The 23030-nt window shown below is 70.4% G+C and carries 18 protein-coding genes, 1 tRNA gene and 2 pseudogenes; 7 read left to right on the top strand and 14 right to left on the bottom strand.

Annotated features, from left to right (window positions below):
- Positions 1 to 25: 25 nt before the first annotated feature.
- The 7 genes from AB0H81_RS25875 to topA all read right to left on the bottom strand — a co-directional run bounded on the left by AB0H81_RS25875 (position 26) and on the right by topA (position 10101).
- Positions 26 to 1066 (bottom strand): permease-like cell division protein FtsX, encoded by a 1041-nt coding sequence (locus AB0H81_RS25875; protein ID WP_358379504.1) that lies wholly within the window; start codon positions 1064 to 1066, stop codon positions 26 to 28.
- The gene (locus AB0H81_RS25870) at positions 1063 to 1605 is read right to left on the bottom strand and encodes a SigE family RNA polymerase sigma factor (protein ID WP_358379501.1); all 543 of its coding nucleotides are present in this window, start codon (positions 1603 to 1605) and stop codon (positions 1063 to 1065) included. The genes AB0H81_RS25875 and AB0H81_RS25870 overlap by 4 nt, the downstream gene beginning before the upstream one ends.
- Before the next feature lie 239 nt (positions 1606 to 1844).
- Positions 1845 to 3014: a DNA polymerase III subunit delta' gene (locus tag AB0H81_RS25865; protein ID WP_358379499.1), complete on the bottom strand. Its 1170-nt coding sequence runs from the start codon at positions 3012 to 3014 to the stop codon at positions 1845 to 1847.
- A 9-nt stretch (positions 3015 to 3023) separates the two neighbouring features.
- Positions 3024 to 5069 carry a dTMP kinase gene (tmk, locus tag AB0H81_RS25860; protein ID WP_358379496.1) on the bottom strand — a complete coding sequence of 682 codons (2046 nt, stop codon included), beginning with the start codon at positions 5067 to 5069 and terminating at the stop codon, positions 3024 to 3026.
- A 181-nt stretch (positions 5070 to 5250) separates the two neighbouring features.
- The gene (locus AB0H81_RS25855) at positions 5251 to 5814 is read right to left on the bottom strand and encodes a helix-turn-helix transcriptional regulator (RefSeq protein WP_358379493.1); all 564 of its coding nucleotides are present in this window, start codon (positions 5812 to 5814) and stop codon (positions 5251 to 5253) included.
- Positions 5815 to 5883: 69 nt separating this feature from the next.
- On the bottom strand, positions 5884 to 7221 hold the full coding sequence (locus AB0H81_RS25850; RefSeq protein ID WP_358379490.1) for a metallophosphoesterase: 1338 nt from the start codon (positions 7219 to 7221) through the stop codon (positions 5884 to 5886).
- A 141-nt stretch (positions 7222 to 7362) separates the two neighbouring features.
- Complete coding sequence (topA, locus tag AB0H81_RS25845; RefSeq protein WP_358379487.1) at positions 7363 to 10101, bottom strand: type I DNA topoisomerase; 2739 nt, start codon at positions 10099 to 10101, stop codon at positions 7363 to 7365.
- 191 nt (positions 10102 to 10292) lie between these two features.
- Between topA and AB0H81_RS25840 the strand changes: the two genes are divergently transcribed.
- Positions 10293 to 10478, top strand: coding sequence for a DUF5703 family protein (locus tag AB0H81_RS25840; RefSeq protein WP_175590066.1), 186 nt, complete (start codon positions 10293 to 10295; stop codon positions 10476 to 10478).
- A 336-nt stretch (positions 10479 to 10814) separates the two neighbouring features.
- On the opposite strand, the gene AB0H81_RS25835 is transcribed toward AB0H81_RS25840, so the two are convergent.
- Together AB0H81_RS25835 and AB0H81_RS25830 are read right to left on the bottom strand one after the other, a co-directional pair.
- A complete protein-coding gene (locus tag AB0H81_RS25835) occupies positions 10815 to 12890 on the bottom strand; it encodes a chaplin family protein (protein WP_358379485.1) in 2076 nt (691 codons plus the stop codon).
- A gap of 568 nt (positions 12891 to 13458) precedes the next feature.
- Positions 13459 to 14100 (bottom strand): hypothetical protein, encoded by a 642-nt coding sequence (locus AB0H81_RS25830; RefSeq protein WP_358379482.1) that lies wholly within the window; start codon positions 14098 to 14100, stop codon positions 13459 to 13461.
- 440 nt (positions 14101 to 14540) lie between these two features.
- On the opposite strand from AB0H81_RS25830, the gene AB0H81_RS25825 reads away from it, so the two are divergent.
- Positions 14541 to 14626, top strand: a tRNA-Leu gene (locus tag AB0H81_RS25825).
- A gap of 463 nt (positions 14627 to 15089) precedes the next feature.
- On the opposite strand, the pseudogene AB0H81_RS25820 reads toward AB0H81_RS25825, so the two are convergent.
- Positions 15090 to 16211 (bottom strand): annotated as a pseudogene (locus AB0H81_RS25820) (recombinase family protein); the annotation flags it as partial.
- Between AB0H81_RS25820 and AB0H81_RS25815 the strand changes: the two are divergent.
- Both AB0H81_RS25815 and AB0H81_RS25810 read left to right on the top strand, forming a co-directional pair.
- Positions 16210 to 17259 carry a PLP-dependent cysteine synthase family protein gene (locus tag AB0H81_RS25815; protein WP_358379532.1) on the top strand — a complete coding sequence of 350 codons (1050 nt, stop codon included), beginning with the start codon at positions 16210 to 16212 and terminating at the stop codon, positions 17257 to 17259. The pseudogene AB0H81_RS25820 and the gene AB0H81_RS25815 overlap by 2 nt on opposite strands.
- A gap of 44 nt (positions 17260 to 17303) precedes the next feature.
- Positions 17304 to 18476: an MFS transporter gene (locus AB0H81_RS25810; protein ID WP_358379480.1), complete on the top strand. Its 1173-nt coding sequence runs from the start codon at positions 17304 to 17306 to the stop codon at positions 18474 to 18476.
- Here the strand turns inward: AB0H81_RS25810 and AB0H81_RS25805 are convergent.
- The 3 genes from AB0H81_RS25805 to AB0H81_RS25795 all read right to left on the bottom strand — a co-directional run bounded on the left by AB0H81_RS25805 (position 18467) and on the right by AB0H81_RS25795 (position 20734).
- Positions 18467 to 18934, bottom strand: a complete 468-nt coding sequence (locus AB0H81_RS25805) for a Chromate resistance protein ChrB (RefSeq protein WP_358379477.1) — start codon at positions 18932 to 18934, stop codon at positions 18467 to 18469. The two genes, AB0H81_RS25810 and AB0H81_RS25805, sit on opposite strands and share 10 nt — an antisense overlap.
- Before the next feature lie 139 nt (positions 18935 to 19073).
- Positions 19074 to 19664, bottom strand: a complete 591-nt coding sequence (locus tag AB0H81_RS25800) for a hypothetical protein (RefSeq protein ID WP_358379474.1) — start codon at positions 19662 to 19664, stop codon at positions 19074 to 19076.
- 359 nt (positions 19665 to 20023) lie between these two features.
- Entirely contained in the window at positions 20024 to 20734 is a 711-nt protein-coding gene (locus AB0H81_RS25795; protein WP_358379471.1) for a TetR/AcrR family transcriptional regulator C-terminal domain-containing protein, read from the bottom strand.
- Positions 20735 to 20868: 134 nt separating this feature from the next.
- Here AB0H81_RS25795 and AB0H81_RS25790 point away from each other — a divergent pair, with 134 nt between their 5' ends.
- Positions 20869 to 21585 carry a DUF4386 domain-containing protein gene (locus AB0H81_RS25790; RefSeq protein ID WP_358379468.1) on the top strand — a complete coding sequence of 239 codons (717 nt, stop codon included), beginning with the start codon at positions 20869 to 20871 and terminating at the stop codon, positions 21583 to 21585.
- 181 nt (positions 21586 to 21766) lie between these two features.
- A pseudogene (locus AB0H81_RS25785) lies at positions 21767 to 21973 on the top strand (IS5/IS1182 family transposase); the annotation flags it as partial.
- A gap of 51 nt (positions 21974 to 22024) precedes the next feature.
- Here the strand turns inward: AB0H81_RS25785 and AB0H81_RS25780 are convergent.
- Positions 22025 to 22726, bottom strand: a complete 702-nt coding sequence (locus tag AB0H81_RS25780; protein WP_358379465.1) for a DUF2637 domain-containing protein — start codon at positions 22724 to 22726, stop codon at positions 22025 to 22027.
- A 129-nt stretch (positions 22727 to 22855) separates the two neighbouring features.
- Here AB0H81_RS25780 and AB0H81_RS25775 point away from each other — a divergent pair, with 129 nt between their 5' ends.
- Positions 22856 to 23002, top strand: coding sequence for a hypothetical protein (locus AB0H81_RS25775; protein WP_358379462.1), 147 nt, complete (start codon positions 22856 to 22858; stop codon positions 23000 to 23002).
- The last annotated feature ends 28 nt before the right edge of the window (positions 23003 to 23030 follow it).

Raw genomic sequence — 23030 nt, 5'->3', positions numbered from 1 at the left:
CGCGCGCCCGTTCGTGGTGAGGGTGTCAGCGGCACACGTCTTTCCGTTCGAGCCCGTGATCACCCAGGAGGATGGCGGGAAGGACAACACATCTCATCTCAATCACCTGTGCGACACCAGGGCGGGAGCGCACCTTGGCCCCCACCTTGGCCGCGTCGGCCCCGGGTCTGAGGAAGATGCGGAACGACATGGGCATGTCTTCCACCTTTACCGCAGACAGCATGGCCTTGTTGGCGCTGTAGGACTTCTTGAACTTCGCGTATGCCTCGCCCTGGTCTTCGAAGTGGACCTTGCGGACCTCCGGCATCGCTCTGAGCTGCTCCTGCAGCTTTGTCAGGTCAGTGGCGGTGATGGCCCGGCCGCGCTTGGAGGTCTTGCTCGCCGCATACCTGTCACAGGCCGGTTGCACCGATGAGGTATTGCACAGGAAGGCTGTCAGGTCCGCCAGGTCCCTGAGGCTGGCCGCGGAGTAACCTTCTACGCCGGCCATGGCCGGGTTGCTGACCAGCGCAACGCCCGGCATTTCCTGCGCCGCTTCCGACACCGGCCGCTGTCTGTCACGATTCACCGTGATGTGGTACGACTCCGGCAGCTCGTCCGACGTGACCTTGCCGAGGATGCCCGGATAGTCGGCGAACGCCTTCCGGAAGCGCTCGTACGCGGCCCGTCGGTCCTCGAAGCGGACCGAGGTGACCTCTGGGATCCGGCGCAGCGACTCGGCCAGAGTCGTCTTCTGCTCCTCCGTGACAGCGTGCCCTTGACACGCCTTCTTGTCCGGTTCCCGCCCTGTGCACAGGAACACCGACACGTCGACCTGATCAGGCGTCGTCGGCTGGGAGGCCGCCCTGGTCATCCCGTCCTGAGAGCCCGAGCCCGTCACTCCCGTGACGCCCACGACGGTCGCCGCCCCCGCGACCACGACCGCCGCCGCGGCGGCCGCCAGCCTCATGTCCACCCGGAACCGCCGGCGATCCGGCGCCGCCAGCGGCCTCAGCGCCCCGACGTCCAGCATGGCCCCCGCCTCGCCGAGAGCTTCGCGCAGGCGGTCTTCCACAGGGCTGTTCACAGTGCCTCCCCAAGTGCTCGGCCGAGAGCCGCGAGCCCTCGTGCGATGGTGGACCTCGCCGTGCCGCCGCTGATCCCCATCGTCTCGGCGATCTCCTGGTCGGTGAGGTCGAGGTAGTAGCGCAACGTCAGCGCCTCGCGCTGCCTGGGCGGCAGCGCGCTCAGGGCGATGAGCACCTGGCGGCGCTCTTCGCCCACCAGGGCGGCGCTCTCCGCCGACCAGACAGGCGGTTCGTACGGCACGGCACGCCGGAACACGGTGGCGCGCCTGCGCAGCACCGACCGGCACCCGTTGAGCACCGCCGACCTGACGTAGACCAGCGCCTTGCCGGGGTCGCGCAGCCGGGATCGCCCGGCATGGGTGCGCGCGAAGGCGTCCTGGACGACGTCTTCCGCGGTCGCCTGGTCACCGACCATGATCAGTGCCAGGCGGACGAGGCCGACGTGATGCTCGGCGAAGATCGCCGCCACATCCACGCGGTCCCGGGTCCGGGCCTCCCGATGGGAGAGCAGTTCGACTTCCACATCACAGAGACGCATGTGGACTCAGTTTGCTGCTCGGCTTTCCAGTCCCGTTGAGATCTCTCGTCCGGAAACCAGCTTTCGGGTGGAGGCGAGGGGTGTCGAACACCGAAGAAGACGGCCGGCTAGGCGCTCGTCACGGCGCTCAGCCCGTGAGCCTTCACGACCGGCCATGACAGACGGCCACCCACGACGGCGGTGGGGCAACCTGGCCGTGCCGTAACACAGACCAAAAAGTCCCCCGCCGTGACGAACGATCACCTGATCGCGAGCATCATCGCCTCGACGGCGATCTGGGGGTTGACGCTGGCTTCGAGGCGTTCGCGGCAGCGCATGATCGCGTCGATGCGGCGCAGCGTCTCCTCCGGCGTCGACTCGCGTGCCGTGCGGTCCAGGTCGAAGCGGATGTCGTCGTTGGCCAGCTCCACCGCCGCCCCGAACTGCATGGCCAGCACGTCGCGGTAGAACGAGACCAGTTCCAGCAGCGCCGCGTCCAGCGAGTCGCGCTTGATGCGCGTGGCGCGCGACTTCTGCCGGTCCTCCAGTTCCTTCAGCGCCCCGGCGCCGCCCCGCACCAGGCCGCGGTTGAGGCCCTTGCCCGTGGACCCCTCCCCGTACAGGCGGCGCAGGTCGGCCGTCTCCGCCTCGTTGAGCGTCGCCGTGGCCGCCGCGGCCTCCTCCTCCGCGGTCTTCACCAGGCGCTCCGCCGCCGCCACGCACTCCCCCACGCCCGTGAGGGAGCGGGGGATGCCGAGGACTGCCTCGCGCCGCCTGCGGACGTTCTCGTCGAGGGCGAGGGCGCGGGCCCGGCTGATGTGGCCCTGGGCGGCGCGGGCCGCGAACCGGGCCGTCTCCCACGGCACGCTGTCACGCGTCGCCAGCACGTGCGCGACCGCCTCGGTGCCGGGCGTGGTCAGCGTGACGGCGCGGCAGCGCGACCGGATGGTGATCATCATGTCGTCGGGGGCCGGGGCGCACAGCAGCCACACCGTACGCGGCGGCGGCTCCTCGATGGCCTTGAGCAGGGCGTTCGCGGCCGACTCCGTGGCCCGGTCGGCGTCCTCGAACAGGATCACCCGCCACCTGCCCTGCGTGGGCGCTCCGGCGGCGCGCAGGATCAGCTCCCTGGTCTGCTTCACGCTGTACGACAGGCCGGCGGGGCGCACCGATTCCAGGTCGGGATGGGAGCCGATCAGCACCTGGTGACATTGGTCGCAGTGGCCGCAGCCGCCGTCGGAGCAGAGCAGCGCCGCCGCGAACGCGCGCGCCGCTTCCTCTCTGCCGGCGCCGGGCGGGCCGGTGAACAGCCACGCGTGGGTCATGCCCGCGCCGCGCCCGCCGCCGACCACCTCGGCCGCGGCGGCGGCGGCCCGCGACAGCACGGCGACGGCCTGGTCCTGCCCGACGAGATCGGCGAAAACTGTCACGGACAAAGGCTAGTCGCGGATGGCCGGCATCGTGCCCGTGGCGTCCTCGGCCTCCTGGGGCACCGGGTCGGGCAGGATCTCGTGAACGCGGTCCTGGATGGCGCGGGTGATCTGCTCAGGCGCGAACGTGCCGTCGACCACCAGGTAACGCTCGGGGCTCGCGGCGGCCAGGGCCCGGAACTCCTTGCGCACCCGCTCGTGGAACTCCAACGGCTCCGACTCGATGCGGTCGGCCGCACCGCCCAGCCGGGTCAGCCCGATCGAGGGCGGCGTGTCGATGAGCACGGTCAGGTGCGGCAGCAGCCCGCCCGTGGCCCAGGAGTTGACCTTGGCCACGTCCTCGGGGTCGAGCGCCCGCCCGGCGCCCTGGTACGCCAGCGACGAGTCGACATAGCGGTCGCAGACCACGATCGCGCCCCGTCGCAGCGCCGGCCGGATGACCTTCTCCACGTGCTCGGACCGGTCGGCCGCGTACATCAGCGCCTCGGCGCGCGGCGACAGGCCCCGCTCGGCCGCGTCGAGCAGGATGGCGCGCAGCCGCATGCCGACCTTCGTGGAACCCGGTTCGCGGGTCTGCACGACGTCGTAGCCCTGGTCGCGCAGCCAGATCGCGATCATGCGGGACTGGGTCGTCTTGCCCGAGCCCTCGCCGCCCTCGAACGCGATGAACAGCCCCGGCATGTCCTCGGCCCCCTCGGGCCGGAACCGCTCGCCGCGCACCGCCGCGATCAGGTCGTCGGACAGCGGCACGCCCTTGCGGTCATCCATGTGGCGCAGGGCGAGGATGCCGACGACCACGGCCAGCGCCCCGCCCAGCAGCAGCACCAGGTTGGACCCGTCGAAGCGGTAGGAGAGCTGCCCCGCGTCGAGCCGGTGCTCACCGAACAGGGCCGCCAGCGGGTTGGCCACGGCGACCACGAGCAGCAGCGTCACCCGGGCCGTGGACTGCAGGAACGAGAACGTGCGGCCGCGCATCGCGTCCTGGACCTCAAGGCCGATCAGGGTGTAGCCGATGATCCAGGCGATGCCCGCGCACGCCCCCAGCACCACGGTCAGCATGACCACGATCGCGAGGTTGTGGATCAGTGCGATCGCGGCCAGCACCAGGCCCGCGACGGTGATGGCCAGGCCGAACAGCCGCCGCCTGGACAGCTCGCTCAGCAGCCGGAGCCCGAAGAACATGCCCAGCGCCATGCCGACGAAGACCGCGCCGAACACCACACCGTACGCCGCGTCGCCGCCGTCGAGCGCGACCACGTAGATCTTCGCCACGCCCACGACCGCGCCACCGGCCGCGAACGCGCCGAGCATGCCGATGATCAGTCCGCGCACCAGCCGGTCGCCGCCGACGAACCGCCAGCCCTCGACGACCTGCTTGAGCACCGACGGGGTGGAGATCGCGCCGTCGCGCTTCGGGATGTCGCGCAGCGTGAGGATCAGGAACGCCGACACCAGGTAGGCCAGGGCGTTGAGCACCAGGGCCACGCTGGTCGGGTCGAGGCCCGACAGGGGCGGCACGAGGCTGCGCAGCATGTCGCCCGCCACCGACAGCGCCGCGAACAGCAGGGCCGCGACGGGCGCGCTGCCGTAGGTGACCAGGAGGTTGAGCCGGTTGGCCGCCTCCAACTGGTCCTTGGGCACCAGGTTGGGGACCGTGGCGTCCTTGGCCGGCACCCAGAACAGGTTGACGCACTCCACGAGCAGCGTCGCGATGATGATCCACTGGTAGCTGCCGATGACCGGGATCGACAGCACCACGGCGAAGCGCGCCAGGTCGGAGGCGAACATCGTCAGCCGCCGGTCGAACCGGTCGGCGAAGGCCCCGGCCAGCGGGCCGAGCAGCACGGCGGGCAGCATCTTGGCGATGAACACACCGCCCACGGCCAGCGACTGGACCCGGTAGTCGTCGCCCCGGGTGAGATTGCCGGCCAGGGCGGTCAGGGCCAGGATGTTGAGCCAGTCGCCCAGGCTGCACACCGACATGGCCGTCCACAGCCGGCGGAACGGTGCGTTTGCCAGCACGTTGGTGGGTCGGCGTCGGCCAGGGACGGTCATGATGTCAGCGTATCCAGGTGCTCGCCGGGACTGGGAAGGCATGCGACGGGCCGGGCGCGCCCGGCCGTCCGCCGCTGAGAGTATTACGTCGGCGGGCCGGCGCGCAGGTTTCACACCGCGAATGGGTCCCCGAAGCGACCACGGTCACGGCCTCCTTCCGCCCGGCCCATGCACGGACCCGCTACGGCTCGGGCTCGCCCCGGGCCTGCCGGACGAGCGGCAGCCAGGCCGAGCGCACGGCGCCGGGCAGGGGCAGCTCGTCCCAGAGCTCGACGAGCAGCACCCCGTCGACGTGCGCCAGCAGGTCTTCGGGTGCGCCTGCCCCGAGCAGCGCGGCGTACGCCTCCCGCCGCTGAGCTCGGTCGGCCAGGTCGTACGTCAGGCCCCGCACGGTCACCGTGGCGAGCGCCCGCGCCGGCGGTAACCTCGGCAACCGGCTCGGCACGTGGAACGGCCTGCCGTCGTCGGCGACGCCCCGCGTGAACTCGACCTTGGGCTCCAGGGCCAGCCGGAACCCGGCGGCGTCGAGGATCCGCCCCGCCGTCTCCAGCGTCGGCGACTTGCGGCCGTGCTCGTACGCCGACAGCGTCGTGCGCGACGTGCCGCTGGCACTGGCCAGCGTCGCCTGCTTCATGCTCGCGGCATGCCTGGCCTGCTTGAACAGCCAGCCGCCGCGCTGCGCCCAGAACGTGACGTCAGGGACGCCGCCCCGCTCGTACGTGCTCCCGGCCGGTGAAGACGTCATCGCCACCTCCCGTGTATCCCGTCGGATACTACGCCAGGTGAGCTCCAGTGACCAGGGGATCGCGGAAAGTCACGATCGCAGCTCCAGCAACGTGATCTCCGGAGGCGCGCCGACCCGCACCGGCGGGCCCCAGAACCCCGCGCCCCGCGTCACGTACACCTGCACCCCGTCCACCGTCGCGAGCCCCGACACGACCGGCTGCTGCAACGGCACGAGCAGGTTGAACGGCGCGATCTGGCCGCCGTGCGTGTGGCCCGAGAGCTGGAGGTCCACCCCGTGCCGGGCGGCCTCGGCGACCTGTACGGGCTGGTGGGCGAGCAGAACGGTGGACCGGCTCGTGTCGCGCCCGCCCAGCGCCTTGGCGAAGTCGGGGCCGTCGTCCATGGTGGCGCCGTTGACGTCGTTGACCCCGGCGAGGTCGAGCACGCCGCCCTGATGGCGGATCTCGACCCGTTCGTTGCGCAGCGACCGTACGCCGAGCCGGTCCAGCTCCTCGATCCACTCGCCCGGGCCCTTGGACGTGTAGTACTCGTGGTTGCCCGTCACGAAGAAGGCCCCGTACCTGGACTCCAGGTCGCGCAGCGGCCGGGCCAGCGGGCCCAGCTCGGCCACGGTGCCGTCGACCAGGTCGCCGACGATCGTCACGACGTCGGGACGCAGGGAGTTGATCATCCGGACGATCCGCTCGGTGTGCGCGCGTCCCGTGAGCGGTCCCAGGTGGATGTCGCTCACCACGGCGAACCGCAGGCCGTTCAGCCGCTGGTCGAGGTGGGGCAGCGTGACCTTGACCGGCTCGATGACGGGGTCGCCCAGCGCGGTGCGCACGCCGTACCCGACGGTGCCGATCGCGCTCACGCCCGCTACGGCGGCGGTGGCCCGCCCGAGGAACAGCCGCCGGCTGAGCTCCGGCGCCGGCTCCGTCGCGGCGCCCGACGCTTCGCCCCCGCCTGACGCACCACCACCACCGCCTGCCGCAGCGCCACCATCCGTCACATCGCGACCGTCGGCCACATCACCGTCAGGAGCCGCGCCGTCCGGGGCTCGCACCGCGACCCCGTCACCCGCCGGGACCGTCTCCAGGACCCGCGCCTCGGCTCCGGCCCGCCGCGCGCCCCTGCGCATGACCGCCCACGCGACCGCCCGCGGCGCCTCCAGGACCAGCAGGAACACCAGCAGGTAGAACATGATCGCCAGCCACAGATAGCCCGGCCAGGCCAGCCAGTGCCCCGCCTCCATCCGCGAGCCCACGAACGTGACCACCACCAGCACCCCGAGCCCGGCAAGGACCCAGGTCAGCGCCCGGCGCAGGCGCCCCGGCCGGGTGGTGGAGCGCACCAGCCGGTGCCACAGGTACAGGTGCACGGCAGTGACCGCCGCGACCATCATGAAGACGAAGCCCAAGACCACGCCGTCATGCTACGAGCCCCACCGCCTGACACGGCGCCCGCCCTGAGAGACCTCTCAGCGAGAGGCGCGCCCCGGGCCCTGGGCGCCCAGCTCGGCGAGAGGCGCGCCCCAGGCCCTGGCCCGCTCGGCGAGAGGCGCGGTTCAGGACTTGGCCGCGGGCTTCTTCGCCGCTGTGGTCTTGGCGGTCGTGCTCTTCGCCGTGGAGCTCTTGGCCGCTGCCGGCTTCTTGGCCGCGGGCTTGCGCGCCGCCGTCTTCTTCGGCGCGGGCGCCCGCTCACGCCGCTCGGCCAGCAGCTCGGCGGCCCGCTCGATGGTGATGTCCTCGACGGTGTCGCCCTTGCGCAGCGACGCGTTGGTCTCGCCGTCGGTGACGTACGGCCCGAACCGCCCCTCCTTGACCACCACGGGCTTCTTGGAGTTGGGGTCGTCGCCCAGCTCGCGCAGCGGCGCGGCCGCGGCGGCCCGCCCCCTGCCCCGCTGCTTGGGCTGCGCGAACAGCTCCTTGGCCTGCTCGATCGTGACCGTGAGCAGGTCCTCCTCCGAGGCCAGCGACCGGGAGTCGGCGCCCTTCTTCAGGTACGGGCCGAACTTCCCGTTGTGGGCGACGACCTGCTCGCCCTCCAGTTCGCCGACGACCCGCGGGATCGACAGCAGCCTGAGCGCGTCCTCCAGCGTCACCGTGTCGAGCGACATGGTCTTGAACAGCGAGCTGGTGCGCGGCTTGGCCGCGTCGGCCTTCTTGGTGCGCCGCTTCGGCGCCCCCTCCTCCTCCTGAGGAGCGGGCAGCACCTCCGTGACGTACGGGCCGAACCGGCCGTCCTTGGCCACGATCAGGTTCCCGGTCACCGGGTCGGGCCCAAGCTCCCGGTCGCCCGTGGGCCGCGAGAACAGCTCCTCGGCCTTCTCGGCGGTCAGCTCGTCGGGCGTCATGTCCTCGGGGACGTTGACGCGGGCGCCGTCGCGGTCGAGGTACGGGCCGTACCGGCCGACCCGGATCACGATGTCGGTGCCCCTGATCGGGAAGGAGCTGATCTCCTTGGCGTCGATGTCGCCGAGGTCGGTGACCATCTCCTTCAGGCCCTCGTCGCCGTCCTGGCCGAAGTAGAAGCGCTGAAGCTCCGGCACCCGCTCGGCCCGGTCGTTGGCGATGTCGTCGAGGACCTTCTCCATCTCGGCGGTGAAGTCGTAGTCGACGAGGTTGCCGAAGTGCTGCTCCAGCAGGTTGACCACGGCGAACGCCAGGAACGACGGCACCAGCGCCGTCCCCTTCTTGAACACGTAACCGCGGTCGAGGATCGTGCCGATGATCGAGGCGTACGTGGACGGCCGCCCGATCTCCCGGTCCTCCAGCTCCTTGACCAGCGACGCCTCGGTGTAACGGGCCGGCGGCTTGGTCGAGTGGCCGGCCACCTCCAGCCGCGACAGGGCGAGCGCGTCGCCCTCGGCCAGGTTGGGCAGCCGCTTCTCGGAGTCGTCGCGGTCGGTCGACGGGTCGTCGGCCCCCTCCACGTACGCCTTCAGGAAGCCGTAGAACGTGATGGTCCGGCCGGAGGCGCTGAACTCGACGTCCTCGCCCGACGACGACCGGCCGCCCACCTTCACCGAGATCGACTCGCCGACGGCGTCCTTCATCTGCGAGGACACCGTGCGCTGCCAGATCAGCTCGTACAGCCGGAACATGTCACCGGACAGCCTGGTCTCGCCCGGCGTGCGGAACTCCTCGCCCGAGGGCCGGATCGCCTCGTGCGCCTCCTGCGCGCTCTTGACCTTGCTGCTGTAGACGCGCGGCTTGTCGGGCACGTACGCCGAGCCGTACAGCTTGATCGCCTGCGAGCGGGCCGCCGCGATCGCGGTCTCCGACAGCGTGATGCTGTCGGTACGCATGTACGTGATGAAGCCCTGCTCGTACAGCCGCTGCGCGACCTGCATCGTGTACTTGGCCGAGAAGCCCAGCTTCCGGCTGGCCTCCTGCTGCAGGGTGGTCGTCCGGAACGGCGCGTACGGCTTGCGCGTGTACGGCCTGCGCTCGACGGACCGGACCGAGAACGAGGCGCCCTGAAGCCTGGTGGCCAGCTCGCCGGCGGCGGCCTCCGACAGGTGCAGCACGTCGTTGCCCTTGAGCAGGCCCGTGCTGGCGAAGTCGCGGCCCTGCGCCACCCGCTTGCCGTCGACCCCGGTCAGCGTCGCGGTGAAGTCGCGCGGCCTCTCCTCGGGCTTGTTGCTGTCGAACAGCGCCTGCAGGTCCCAGTAGTGGGCGGGCGTGAACGCCATGCGGTCCCGCTCGCGCTCCACGACCAGCCGCGTCGCCACCGACTGCACGCGCCCCGCCGACAGGCGCGGCTTGACCTTCTTCCACAGGACGGGGCTGACCTCGTAGCCGTAGAGGCGGTCGAGGATGCGCCGGGTCTCCTGGGCGTCGACCAGGCGCAGGTTGAGGTCACGCGGGTTGGAGACGGCCTCGCGGATCGCCTGCGGGGTGATCTCGTGGAACACCATGCGGTGGACCGGCACCTTGGGCTTGAGCACCTCGCGCAGGTGCCAGGCGATGGCCTCGCCCTCGCGGTCCTCGTCAGTGGCCAGGAACAGCTCGTCGGCGTCACGCAGCAGCTGCTTCAGCTTGTTGACCTGCGCCTTTTTGTCGGGGTTGACGACGTACAGCGGCTCGAACCCGTGATCGACGTTCACGCCCAGGCGTGCCCACGCCTCCCCCTTGACCTTCTCGGGGATGTCGTCGGCCTTCTCCGGCAGATCGCGGATGTGGCCGATGCTGGACTCGACGATGTAGCCGCTGCCGAGGTACCCGGCGATCGTCTTCGCCTTGGCGGGCGACTCGACGATGACCAGGCGTGTTCCGCCGGCGCTGCCGTTGTTGGCTGGCACGCTGCTTCCTACCTCGCTGTTCGCTTGCAATTCCCCCTGCCGGGAGCCGGCACAGATCTGAAAGGTAACCCGACTCGCGGAAATTTCCTTCCCCCGGGGCTACCCACTAGCTTTCGGGTCCACCCACAAGCACGCAGAATAAGGCCCAACGAGCGGCACCGCGCCCTGACTCACCCTGGAGACTAATCGTTGTGCTCGACTACTCCTACATGGATATCTTCATTCCGCGCGACCTCTCCCGCGAAGCCGCACGTCAACTGCTGACCGAGCACGCGGAGTACGGCCAGTGGGAGCTGTCGCGGGTGCGCCTGCACCCCGACGGGAGCCGGCACGTACGGCTGCGCCGCAAGGTCATGCGGGTCCGCAGCACCCTCTGACCTCTGTCAACGCCCTCCGCGTCCGAAGGCTTCCACGCCTCGGCCCGAGGCCCCCGCGCCTTGCGGCTTCCGAAGGCCTCCGCGCCTCCTCGGAGGGCTTCCGCGCCGCCTCCGAACGCACGTGGACATGGCTTTGCCCGTCCCGGGCCGCGCCCCCGAGACGGGCAAAGCGTCTGTGGATCCGCCCGGCTCCTGGTGCGGAGCCGGGCGGCGTTTCGGTCCGGCCGCCCATGGCGTGAGCGGCGGTCCGTACCTCTTCTTCTTGTCTCGCTGACGACAGCCCTTACCACCGGGTGAGAGGCGCGGGACGTCAGGTAAGGCTGATCGTTCGCTCTACTACTTCCGGCCGAGGCGGAAGCGGCGGGTCGCCGCGAACAGCGTCGCCGAGGCGGCGCACATCCCGCCCAGGAGCAGCGCGACCAGGGCGCCGAAGCTCATCCCGGTGACCCCGGCGGGCCGGGCGGCGCTCATGAGACCGATGTCACCGACCGGGAGGGAGCGAGCGGCCGAGGTGGCGGCGCCGCCGACCGGCGTCGAGGCGACGAGCGAGGTCGCCGGGGAGACCGCGGACAGCGGGCCGGACACGGCTCCGGCGTTGGTCGCGACCTCCTTGGCGTGCTTGCCGCGCTTGACCGGCTTGGCGGGCTTGGCGGGCTTGGCCGGCTGCGCGGGGGCCGCGGGCCGGGAGGGGCGGTCGGGCAGGCCCGGCAGCGACGGCAGGACCGGCAGACCCAGCGAGTCGGACATGTCGCCCACGACGGGGATCCCGCCCGCGCCCTGCATCTGCCGCGTCACGTCGCCGGCGCCCTGCAGGCCGCCGACGGCCGGGATCGCGGGGAGGGCCTGCAGCATCCCGCCGCCCTGGGCACCGGGGCTCGCCGCATACGGGTGACGCCCGGGCTTGCCGTGACCACCGTGACCGCCGTGGCCCTCGTCGCCCGGCTTGCCGACGTGCGCCCCGCCGAGGCACCCGGCGGCCGCGTCGCCCAGGACGGCGACGGCGTTGCCGCACACGTTGATCGGCGCGGTGATCGGCGCGACCACCTGGTTGCCGGCCAGCACGCCCGAACGGCCGGACGTCGTGTTGCCGCCCGCGCCGGAGCCGTGCTGCGGCGAGACGCCGGCGCCGCCCTTGCAGTGGGCCTCGGCCAGGCCGAGGGCCGCGACGGCGTTGCCGCAGGCGTTGATCGGCGCGGTGATCGGGGCGACCACCTGGTTGCCGCTCAGCACACCGGAGCGGCCGGACGTCCTGTTGCCGCCGGCGCCCTGCCCGCCGCCGTTCTTCACCGACGCGCCGCCCTTGCACCCGGCGAAGGCCTCGCCGAACACCGCGACCGCGTTGCCGCAGACGTTGATCGGCGCGGTGATCGGGGCGACCACCTGGTTGCCGCTCAGCACGCCCGAACGGCCGGACGTCGTGTTGCCGCCCGCGCCGGACCCGCGGCCGCTGTTGTCCACGGACGCCCCGCCCTTGCACCCGGCGACCGCGTTGCCCACGGCGTTGCCGCAGGCCGTGATGGGCAGGCTGATCGGGGCGATGACCTGGTTGCCGCTGCCGGCGCCGAAGCGGCCGTCGGTGTCGTTGCCCCCCGAGCCCGGCCCGCCGTGGCCACCGTGGCCACCGTGGCCGCCGTGGCCGCCGCCGTAGCCGTTGTCGCCGCCGTGGTGCCCGCCCGGGCGCCCGGTCGTGACCGACGAGCCGCCCTTGCAGCCCGCGAACGCCTCACCGAACGCGGCGACGGCGTTGCCGCACACGTTGATCGGGGCGGCGATCGGCGCGACGACCTGGTTGCCGCCGAGCACCGAGCTGCGGCCCGAGGTGGTGTTACGGCCGGCGCCGGTGCCACGGCCGTTGTTCTTGACCGAGGCCCCGCCCTTGCATCCGGCGGTCGCCTCGCCGAAGACGGCGACCGCGTTGCCGCAGGCGTTGATCGGCGCGGTGATGGGCGCCGTCACCTGGTTGCCGCCGAGGACGCTGTGGTCGCCCGAGGTGCGGTTGCCGCCCGGGCCGCCGCGGCCGTTGTTCTTGACGGTGGCGCCGCCCTTGCAGCCCGCGTCGGAGCTGCCGAACAGGGAGACGGCGTTGCCGCAGGCGTTGATGGGGGCGGTGATCGGCGCGTTGACCTGGTTGCCGCCGAGGACGCTGCCGTCGCCGGACGTCCTGCCGGGGATGCTGGAGCGGCCGGTGTTCTCCACCGACGCGCCGCCCTGGGAGGAGGCGTGGGACTCGCCGACCGCGGCGACGGAGTTGCCGCTGATGTCGATCGGCAGGGTGACGGGCAGGTTGACCTGGTTGCCGCCGCCGACGGAGTGGTCGCCGGAGGTGTCGGCGAACGCGGTGCCGCCGCCGAACGACATGACCGCGACCGCGAGCAGAGCCGCGGGTGTGGAAGCCTTCGCCCACGTACGCATGATGAGTGCTCCTATGACTTCTGGGGGGAACGAATTGCGCCTGACGATCCGCGGGAGGCGAGGCCGTACGGGAGCGTGACGCGTCGCCGTACAAGCGGGACCTCGCGGACCGCGGACCAGTGATGACTGACGTTTCGCCCGCCGGCGGAGGGGCTCATGCCCCACCGGTTCGTGCGGGCGGGCTTACTGCGCCGCCGGCCTGATCGCCGGCGGCCGGCCCGTCGCGGACGGGAACCTTGAGCCGCGGCGAATGTCCGCGCTTCGACCGCCTGGTGTGACGAGCGTCCCCGCGTGACGACCGGCCCTCATGTGGCGGGCGTCCTCGCGTGACGACCCACCTTTGTGCGGCGGGCGTCCCGTGACAGGCGTCTCGTCTTCCGTGGCGGCCGCGGGCCCTGTGGGCCGGTGGCGCGTGGGACCTTGCCGGTCCCGGACGAGGGGACCTTGCCGCTCCTGGACGAATGGGACCTCGCGGTCCCGCACGAGTTGAGCCGTGCCGGTCCCGGGCGGGTGCGGGCCATGGCCGCGCTCCGCCGCCGGCCCGTGAGGACCGGCTGCAACGGCGGGGTCAGTCAGGTGAGAAAGAAGGGTCGTCCGCCGCTGTGCGGACGACGGGGGGAAGCTCGCGCGCCACGACGGTGCGCCCAGCCTGAAGCCGCGGGTCGTACACGGACCTCGCGACGTCCCCCATGCCTGGCCCGAACGGGCCGCCACCGCCGCCCGGCACCAGACCATCGGTGCCCAGGATCTTGTTCGCGGTGGAAGAAGGCGGCAGGCCGGGGTCGGACTGGCTGTTCAGCCCGTCGACCGTGCGCCCTGCCATGGCCTCGGCGTCGTCCGCCGCCGAGATGCCGCCGTCGCCCGTGGGGAAACCGTCCGTGATGGACCCGGTGACGGTGTGGGGGGTGACGGAGTGGGAGCCACCCGATGCCGTGATTCCCGTGGCGGCGGTGGAGTCCACCGCCCCCGTGCTCGCGGCTGCCGGAGCGGCCGAGAACATCCCGAACAGGACGGCGAGCAACCAGCCGGCGGCTATCACGCCACCGGCCACGGCCGCCCGCGCGACCACCCGGCGGGCACCGGCCGCGAACCGCGCCATCCGGTCCGCCCGCTCGGTGATCGCCTCGCCTGCCGGGACGGCCACGGGCACGGGCACGCGGAAGACGGCTCGGGCCATCGCCCTCAGCCATCGCACCGGCGTGCGTGTCACGTGACCTCCCCAAGCTCCGGAACCGGCCTCACATCGTGAGGCCGGTCCCTGGACTCACCCCTCAACGGTCCGTAACCGTAGCAGCACCCATGGTGATCGCAAGCAGTTTTCAGCGGAGTCCCATGAATCAGTCAAGCCCCACCTCCCCCAACCCGCGCCAATCCCCTCGAACCACCCGCCGGCGGCCACCGCCGCGCCCCACCCCCCGCCTCACCTGCTTCCTGGGCCGCACAGGAGAGCTTCCTGGGCCGCACAGGAGAGGCCGTCAGGCCCGGGAAGGGCTGGAATGACGGGCCGTCCGGCACCGGGCGGCACGGCCGCGCACCGGCCTCGGGACGCCGCGCCACCCGCTCTCGCAGATTCGCGGTATCACGCACCCCTCAGAGTTTGCTAACCTAACTGAGCCGACGCGAGATGACGGTCCCGCGTGCAGGCACCAAGTCCGGGTGGCGGAATAGGCAGACGCGCTAGCTTGAGGTGCTAGTGCCCAGTGATGGGCATGGGGGTTCAAGTCCCCCCTCGGACACGTACTCAACGCACATGTGGAGGCCGGGTTGAACCCGAGCCTCCACTAGTTGTTTCTGCGGGTAGTACGTCAGGCGCAACCCCATCTGCGTGTACACCTCCGCCTTGTCGGCGGGGTCTGCCGCGCACAGGACCCCCACCAGGTCGCCGAGTGCGTTGACCATCGCGTCGATCTCCTCTCGCGTCATACGACGTCGTCCCTCGTATTGCCGTAGCCGCGCCTGTGCGGCCACTCGTTGTGCCTGTGTCTCAGCCATCCACCGGGTCACCAGAGCCGGGTCGGCGCCGGCTTCCAGAGCGGCACGATGTTGTGACAGCTTGCGGTCACAGTCGTTGATCGACTGTCGCGCCTGCTCGGCTGCCGGGTCAGCACCGGGCTGGCCGTACTCGACCAGCGCGTGAATGGTTTCCGCTCGGCGTGCCCCGCCCAACTCCGTCGCCAACCAGGCGTCCACATGGGACAGGATCTCGGCCTCACGCAGGTAGACGGTCTTGGGATGATCCACCTTGTTGGCCAGGGCGTACTCGGCGGGATACCTGCACCGGTAGTAGGCCTGGTCGTTGTTCCAGTTGCCCTGCATCCGGCGCGAACAGTAGCCGCAGAAGAGAACCCCTCGGAAGGCGTACGAGCGGCGGGTGGGATGAGGTCGATGAGGGACGTCCTGCTTCCGTCTCCGGCCGACGAGCACGCTCTGCACGGACTGGAAGTCCCCCACGGAGATCAGCGGCTCATGGGTGATCTGTTCGGACCAGATCCAGCGGTCGGAGTCATTCCAGCGCTGCCGGGTCATGTGCCCGAGGGCGACGTCGTGGACGTCGATGAGGACTTCGTCCTTGCGCTGCTTGTTCCACACCTGGTGACCGGTGTACCGAGGATTGATCAGAATTGCCCTTACAGCGCTCTTCGACCACGCCAGCCCCTCACGATGCCGGTTCCTCGCCCGGTCGTGAACCGACGGCGACGGGACCCCATCCCTGGTGAGTCCCTCGGCGATCGCGAAGAGACCCATGCCGCTCAGAAACTCCCGGAAGATGCGACGGACCACCTCGCTCGTCGCCGGATCCGGCGCGAGGCCGTGAAGCCGCTTGCCGTCGGCCGCCTTGCCGGGGTTGGGGTGCGGGCCGAGGTCCACCAGGAGGTAGCCATACGGCGGGCGACCCCCCAGGTAGCGGCCTTCCACCTGGGCCAGGGCCGCCATCGACGAGCGGATCGCGAGCAGGTCCTGCGGACGGTGGCGCATCGCCGGACCGGACAGCATCCCGACGAGATGGGCCAGTGCGGGATTGGCCGGCGGGCGGAACTCGGCGATCAGCAGGCGCCCGCCCGGCCGCAGCACCCGGAACATCTCGCGCACGGCGTTGCCGCGCTCGGCGGACGGCATGTGATGGACGGCCAGGCTGGAGACCACCACGTCGAAGGACGCGTCAGGCAGGTCGAGCGACTGCCCCTCTCCCACCAGGTAGGAGCAGTTGGCGGGGGCGTTCGCCTGGGCGTGTTCGATCATCAGCGCGGACGGGTCGACGCCGGTGACGTGCCCGCCGGGGCCGACGACCGGGGCCAGGCGAGAAAAGCGTGTGATCAGCATGTCAGTGATCTCGTCACTTTCCCGGCCCTCGTTCGCCTTGGCACGGCTGGCCGGCGATACGCCCGTGTGCTGGATCGGGGAGCCGTTCGCCCCATCCGGGCGCGGTTTCTGGGCCAAGCTCGAAGGAGCCAATCCCGGCGGGCTGAAGGACCGGCCCGCCCTCTACATCATCGAACGTGCCCGGGCGAGAGGAGAGCTCGCCCCGGGCGCGATGATCGTCGAGTCCACGTCCGGCACGTTCGGTCTGGGACTGGCGCTGGCCGGCATCGTCCACGGCCATCCGGTGACCGTGGTCACCGATCCGGGGATGGAGGCGATCGTCCACCGGCTGCTGTGCTCCTACGGAGCCCGCGTGGAAACCGTGGAGCGTCCGCATCCGGCCGGCGGCTGGCAGCGCGCCCGGCTGGACCGCGTCGCCGAGCTGCTCGCCGCTCATCCGGGCGCCTACTGCCCGCGGCAGTACGACAATCCCGACAACGTGGCCGCCTACGCCGGTCTGGCTCGCGAGCTGCTCGCCCAGCTCGGCCGGATCGACGTGCTGGTGTGCAGCGTCGGCACCGGCGGCCACTCCGCCGGGGTGGCGAGGACGCTGCGCGAGCACAACCCCGGGCTCCGCCTCGTGGGAGTGGACGCCACCGGCTCGACGATCTTCGGTCAGCCCGCCAGGCTTCGGCTCATGCGCGGGCTGGGCAGCAGCATCCATCCGCGCAACGTGGACCACGACGCGTTCGACGAGGTGCACTGGGTGGCGCCGCACGAGGCGGTGTGGGCCTGCCGCACGCTCGCCGCCACCCACTACACCACCGGCGGCTGGAGCGTCGGCGCCGTCACCGTGGTCGCCGCGTGGCTCGCCAGGACCGAGGCGGCCGACCGGAAGATCGCCGCCGTCTTCCCCGACGGCCCCGCCCGGTACTACACGACCGTCTACGACGACGGCTACTGCGCCGAGCACGACCTGCTCGGCCGGCCACCCGCCGACGAGCCGGACGAGATCAGGCATCCGGCTGAGGCCGAGGTCGTTCGTTGGACCCGGATGGTGATGCGCTGATGTGGCGGCGCTTCCAATCCTTCGGCCCCAGCGCACGCCTGTTGATGATGAACCAGCTCGCCATCAACACCGGCTTCTACATGCTCATGCCCTACCTCGCCGGGCATCTGTCCGACGGTCTGGGCATGGCGGCGTGGACGGTCGGGCTCGTGCTCGGGGTACGGAACCTCAGCCAGCAGGGCCTCTTCCTCCTGGGCGGCACGCTGGCCGACCGGCTCGGCTACCGGCCCGTCATCATCGCAGGCTGCCTGCTGCGCACGGTCGCCTTCGCGCTGCTGGGATTCGCGGACGCGTTCCCCGCCCTGGTGGCCGCCTCGGCGATGACGGGCTTCGCCGGCGCCCTGTTCAACCCTGCGGTACGGGCATACCTGGCACACGAATCGGGCGAACGCCGGGTTGAGGCGTTCGCGGTGTTCAACGTCTTCTACCAGACCGGCATCCTGGCCGGTCCGGTGATCGGGCTCGCTCTGGTGAGCGTGGACTTCCGGCTGGTGTGTGGGGTGGCCGCGGCCGTCTTCGGGCTCCTGACGCTGCTCCAGTTCCTCGCCCTGCCGCCGTGCCGCACCGAGACCGTGAGCAGGGAAGGTGTGCTGGCCGAGTGGCGTGCCGTCGTCGCCAACCGGCCGTTCCTGCTGTTCTCCCTGGCAATGGCGGGCTCCTACGTGCTGTCGTTCCAGGTGTACCTGGCCCTGCCGCTGGAACTCGGTGACACCGGCGCGGTCAGTCTGCTGTTCGTGGTGTCGGCGCTCGTGGCGATCGCCGGCCAGCTCAGGATCACCGACTGGGCGCGCCGCCGCTGGAGCGGACCGCAGGCCATCGTCCGCGGGCTCGCGCTCATGGCGATCGCCTTCCCACCTCTGCTGCTGGCCGGCGCGACGCCGCCCGCCGCTGTGCGGGGCGCGGCCGTGCTGGTGTGCACGGTGCTGCTGGCCGCGGGGACCGCTCTGGCGTATCCGTTCGAGATGGACACTGTGGTGACCCTGTCCGGGGAGCGACTGGTGGCCACCCACTACGGGCTGTACAACACGGTCGCCGGGATCGGCATCACGCTGGGCAACCTGCTGGTCGGCGCGCTTCTCGACGCCGGCTCACCCGCTCTGCCGTGGACGGCGCTGTTCCTGCTGGGCGCGGCGTGCGCCCTCGCCGTCGCCGCGCTGAACCGTACAGGAAAGCTCGCAGGCACCGCCGCACCGGCGGCCTCCGCCGGTCAACGTTGATCCGCGGTCAGCTCCCGCACCGCCCGCCGTGCCGCCTCGCGGTCGGCGGGCGGGAAGAAATCTCTCTTGCCGATGCGCCGCAACGTGACCCCGAGCTGGCCGGCGGTACGTATCCGGCGCTCCGGTTCAGCATCGCGCACTGCCGACGCCCTGGAGATGACGCGTTGGTATTCGCGGGCCCGAGCCGCCCGCATCCCCTCGACGATCTCACGCGCCTGACAGCACTCCAGGGGCACCGCCAGCCAGAGGCCGGCCGAACCTCCGTACTCACGGATCTCGGAACAGACCCTCTCCACACGTTCCCGGGTCGGTGCGTCCGGCGGCAAGGCGACCAAACCGTCACCCACCCGCGCCACGCCGAGCCTGTCGAGCTTGCGCCAGATGGCATTCCGCTTCGTCGAGGACATCTGCGACAGCCTGTAGGCCAGGAGGAGCCACTGGCCACGTGAGTTCGTCATGACGCTTCCCCCCATCCTCATCATGACGCGCGTGACGAGATCGGCCCCCCCTGATGCTGGGGGGTTAAGGGAGGCGGGCCGTACAACACCCGCTCGGCGCCACCAGGACCACAGGCCATCGCCCAGGCGCGAGCTCGCCTCACGAAACCCACTTATGCCACTCCCAGGTCATTTGGGCGTCGTAAGCATGGCCGGAGCAGCTTCTCAGGCGGAGGAACTCCGGGTCCTCAAAAATCTCGGCCTTGCTCAAACATATAGGGGATTCGGTGCTACGAAGCACAAACTTATTTCCCCCCATCGGTTCCCACCACCACAGGGTGCCCGGATCTCCGCATCGTTCATGGAGCGCTCCCTCGCCGCCACGTGTTACGGGAAGCTCCCGCGCCGCCAGGCAGGTCCCCGTGAGCTTATTCACCACTCTGGCCTGGCCTATACTGCCGCTTACAGGAAATCGGACCCGCCAAACCTGCGAGTCCTGCCAATTGTTGCTTGAGGCCAGACGAACGAACTCAGTGACCTCGGTTCTGACGGGCGCGTTGCGCGGCACATCCCACAAGGTGTCCATTGAGCGATGAGAGAAGGGCTGGAACGGGTCTTCCGTAGCCCCGTAGATGAGGAACCACCCATCGGGCCATCTCGCTGCATAGGCGGGCGTCGCCGCTTGTGCAGTGGCCAGAATTGCCCCGGCGACAACTCGCGCTATTTTGTGCAGCCAGTAATAGGTGAACATGGCTAGCCTCCACTATTCGGCCGGACGTATCGACGAAGAGGGCGGAGAGCTGGAAGCGGTCACGTTGTCCACTCGGCCTGCCATTAAGAGTCTAGTGGCGGCGCGGTATTTTCCTTCTGTGCCATTCATATAACAATCGTAGATTGTGTAAGGGCAGACCTTATTTGCTCGTCATCGCTAGAACCACGCTCGAATGCCCGTTCGATCTGTGGGTATGCTCGCCTTCGTGCCAGACGAGCCGCCCGTAGTCAAACTCCCAGGCCACCCAGCGAAAACGGGCTACATCCTGGCGTGGAGACAGCGGCCCGACCGGGAGTGGGAAGCGCTCGTCGAGTCCAGCGGGAGGTGCTGCCGTCGCGTCAAAATCGCTCGACAGACGTCCATCCCTGCCGGTGAAGTCGTTCGAAGCCGTCCAGCAGGAGGTCCAGGGCGAACTCGAACTCGAACTGGTCGTCACAGCCCTGGCCCACGACCGATTCGCCGTCGTGCGGCCGAGCCAGCACGATCTCGACGATGTGCGGGTACCGGGTGGCCATCTCGCCGAGCAGAGCCGCGAGCGCCTGGGGGTCGGCGTCGGCCGGAGCCGGCCCCGGCGAGGCCGGGAACAGTTCCTGGGTGAACCCCCATACGCGGCTGCCCAGGGCGTGCATCGCATGGTGGGTGAGGTCGGCGGACAGGCCGCCGGCCCGGAACATGCCGATGATCGAGTTCAGGTAGTCGAGTACACCAGGGGTGGGGCTGGTTCGGGACTCGATGACGCGCGAGGCCCAGGGGTGGCGCAGGAGCGCTCGTCGTGCCGAGAGGATGCGGCGGCGGATCGCGCTCTTCCAGTCCGCGTCGCCGGCCGGGGGATCGATCTCGCCGACGATGACATCCACCATGCCGTCGAGGAGCTGCTCCTTGTTGGCCACGTGCTTGTAGAGCGCCATCGGCACGACGTCCAGCTCGTGCGCCAGGCTGCGCATGCTCAGCGCCTCGATGCCGGCGCGGTCGGCGAGCGCGACGGCGGCGCGCAGCACACGGTCCCGGTTGAGGGGCGTCCGGCGCGCCGGTTCTGTCTGCTGGGTCATCTGCTGACCGCCTCCCGTTCGACCGGTCGTCGCCGATCGCCCATTGACAGGTGTACGCGGTACACCATACTTTGACGACCAAAGGTGTACGTCGTACACCTTTGCGGCGCGACCACATCACCTAAGGAGTCCCGGTGGCCTCACCAAGAAAGCTCGCGACAGCGGCGGGCGTGTGCTACCTCGTCACCCACGTCACCTCGATCGGCGGGCTCATCCTGTACGGCCCGGTGCTGCACAACGCCGATTACATCGCCGGCCGCGGCGCGGACACCAGGGTGCTCCTGGGCGCCCTGTTCGAGGTGGTCCTCGCCATCGCGATCGTCGGCACCGCGTTCACCCTGTTCCCCGTCGCCCGGCGGCACAGCGAAGGCCTCGCCGTCGGTTACGTCGGCCTTCGCACCCTGGAGGCCGCCGTCATCACCGTCGGCATCGTCAGCCTTCTCGCGGTCGTGACGCTGCGTCAGCATCCTCCGCAGGGGGCGGACCCGGCCTCACTCCTCACCACGGGTCGAGCGCTGGTCGCAGTCCATGACTGGACGTTCCTGCTCGGGCCCAACTTCGTCTGCGGAGCCAACACGGCGGTCATGGCGTACCTCATGTACCGCTCGCAGCTCGTGCCGCGCTTCATCGCCGTGCTGGGGCTGGTCGGCGGCCCGCTGATCTTCGCTTCCGCGATTGCCGAGCTGTTCGGCCTCTACCAGCAGACCTCCGGGGTGGGGGCGCTCACCGCGATACCGGTGTTCGCCTGGGAGCTGACCTTGGCCATCTGGCTCATCACCAGGGGATTCAAGCCGTCTGCCGGCGCGATCGACGCCACCGCCGCCTCGATGGCAGGCAGTGAGCGCCGCTGACGGCACGGCCCGAAGCCAAGGCTCCCGCCAACCCGGCCCCGTGCGCCGGCGGGGCCTTTCCCCTGATGGCATGACGTCGGCCTGCGCAGACAGGCGGCGGGCGCGGCCCGATTGGCCGACGGGACAGGCACAGGTCCTGTGATCATGGAGTTGCGACGCTCTGTGATCACTGGGGAGACCTGTGCCTGTGCTGCCATCGTGGCTGACCGAGCCACTCTGGGACCAATTCGCCGCCCTGCTGCCGCAGCGGCCCCAGTTCGATCCAGCCCACCCGCTGGGCTGCCACCGGCGCCGGATCAGCGACCGGATCGTCTTCGACAAGCTGCCGCAAGTCCTTCGGTTCGGCTGCTCGTACGAGGCGATCGCGGACTCCAGCTGCTCGGCCAGCCGCACCGCTTCCCTGACGCGCCCGCGCTGATGACAAGATCAAAACGGGTCGTCAGCTCCGCGGCACTGCTAAGGCTTCGCTGTACTCCCCCGCCAGTCCAGCACGCTTCACCAAGCGGCCCCAACGTGGAGAACGGCCGACGTTCTGAGCGATGGCTTTCCCCGAGGGCCACTGACCCTTGTGCGTCTGGATCGCTCGTGCCCACTGCCACGCTTCGCGTTGCACCGCACGATCAGGCTTACGGCGCCACTTCGCCCCCTCTTCAGGGTCATCGCCGCCTGCTTGGTCAGGGGCGCCCTCTGCCCACTCTTTAAGATCATCGGTCGTCGCCTGCGATCTGTGCTCTTCCGCTCGGGCAGCCGAGATCCTGATCTGCCGCATCAGCAGCTCATAGGCGCCGATCAGCGCAAGACTCGGCCATGCGGCGATACACCGTGCGATCAGCGATGGCTTCGCGATCGCGACGTTCGCCCCGAGGCTCGCCAGACTTGCGACCACCAGGAGCGTCCACGGGAGCAGACCGCCTCGCGATCCATACCGACTGGCCAGGAGCAGCGACATCGAGGCGGCCACGATGGTGCCGTCCACCGCCAGGGGGATGAGCGCCGCAGCAACAGGTTCCTCGCCGTGCTGAAGCGCGAGCCTGTACATATGGCGGAACGAGACCACGGCTGCGATGCCGGCGACCAGGAGCACGCTCGCCGTCGTGGTCCATCGAATCCACTTCTCCGCACGAGCGGGTGCGTTGTTCATCACCGCTCACCCCTGGCCGAGCAGGAACCGCCTGGTCAGCGTGAACGCATGTGCATTTGGTTCAAGTCCCCCCTCGGACACGTACTCAACGCACATGTGGAGGCCGGGTTGAACCCGAGCCTCCACTAGTTGTTTCTGCGCGAGGCCAGTCTGGTCGGCTCCGAGCGGCGCGGCACGTGGGTGTACTACTGGGTGATCCCGGCGGCGCCGAACCGGCTGTCCGGCCTGCTCCAGATCCCCGTGCGGGTGTCCGTCCCGGCGGGCTCGGGCGCGTGAACCTGCCGCTGGGGCGGCGCCTGGCCGC

This window comes from Nonomuraea sp. NPDC050691, from assembly GCF_040654455.1.
GTDB lineage: Bacteria > Actinomycetota > Actinomycetes > Streptosporangiales > Streptosporangiaceae > Nonomuraea.
The sequence above is the reverse complement of the archived record's forward strand: the minus strand, read 5'-3'. Positions and strand labels throughout refer to the sequence as shown.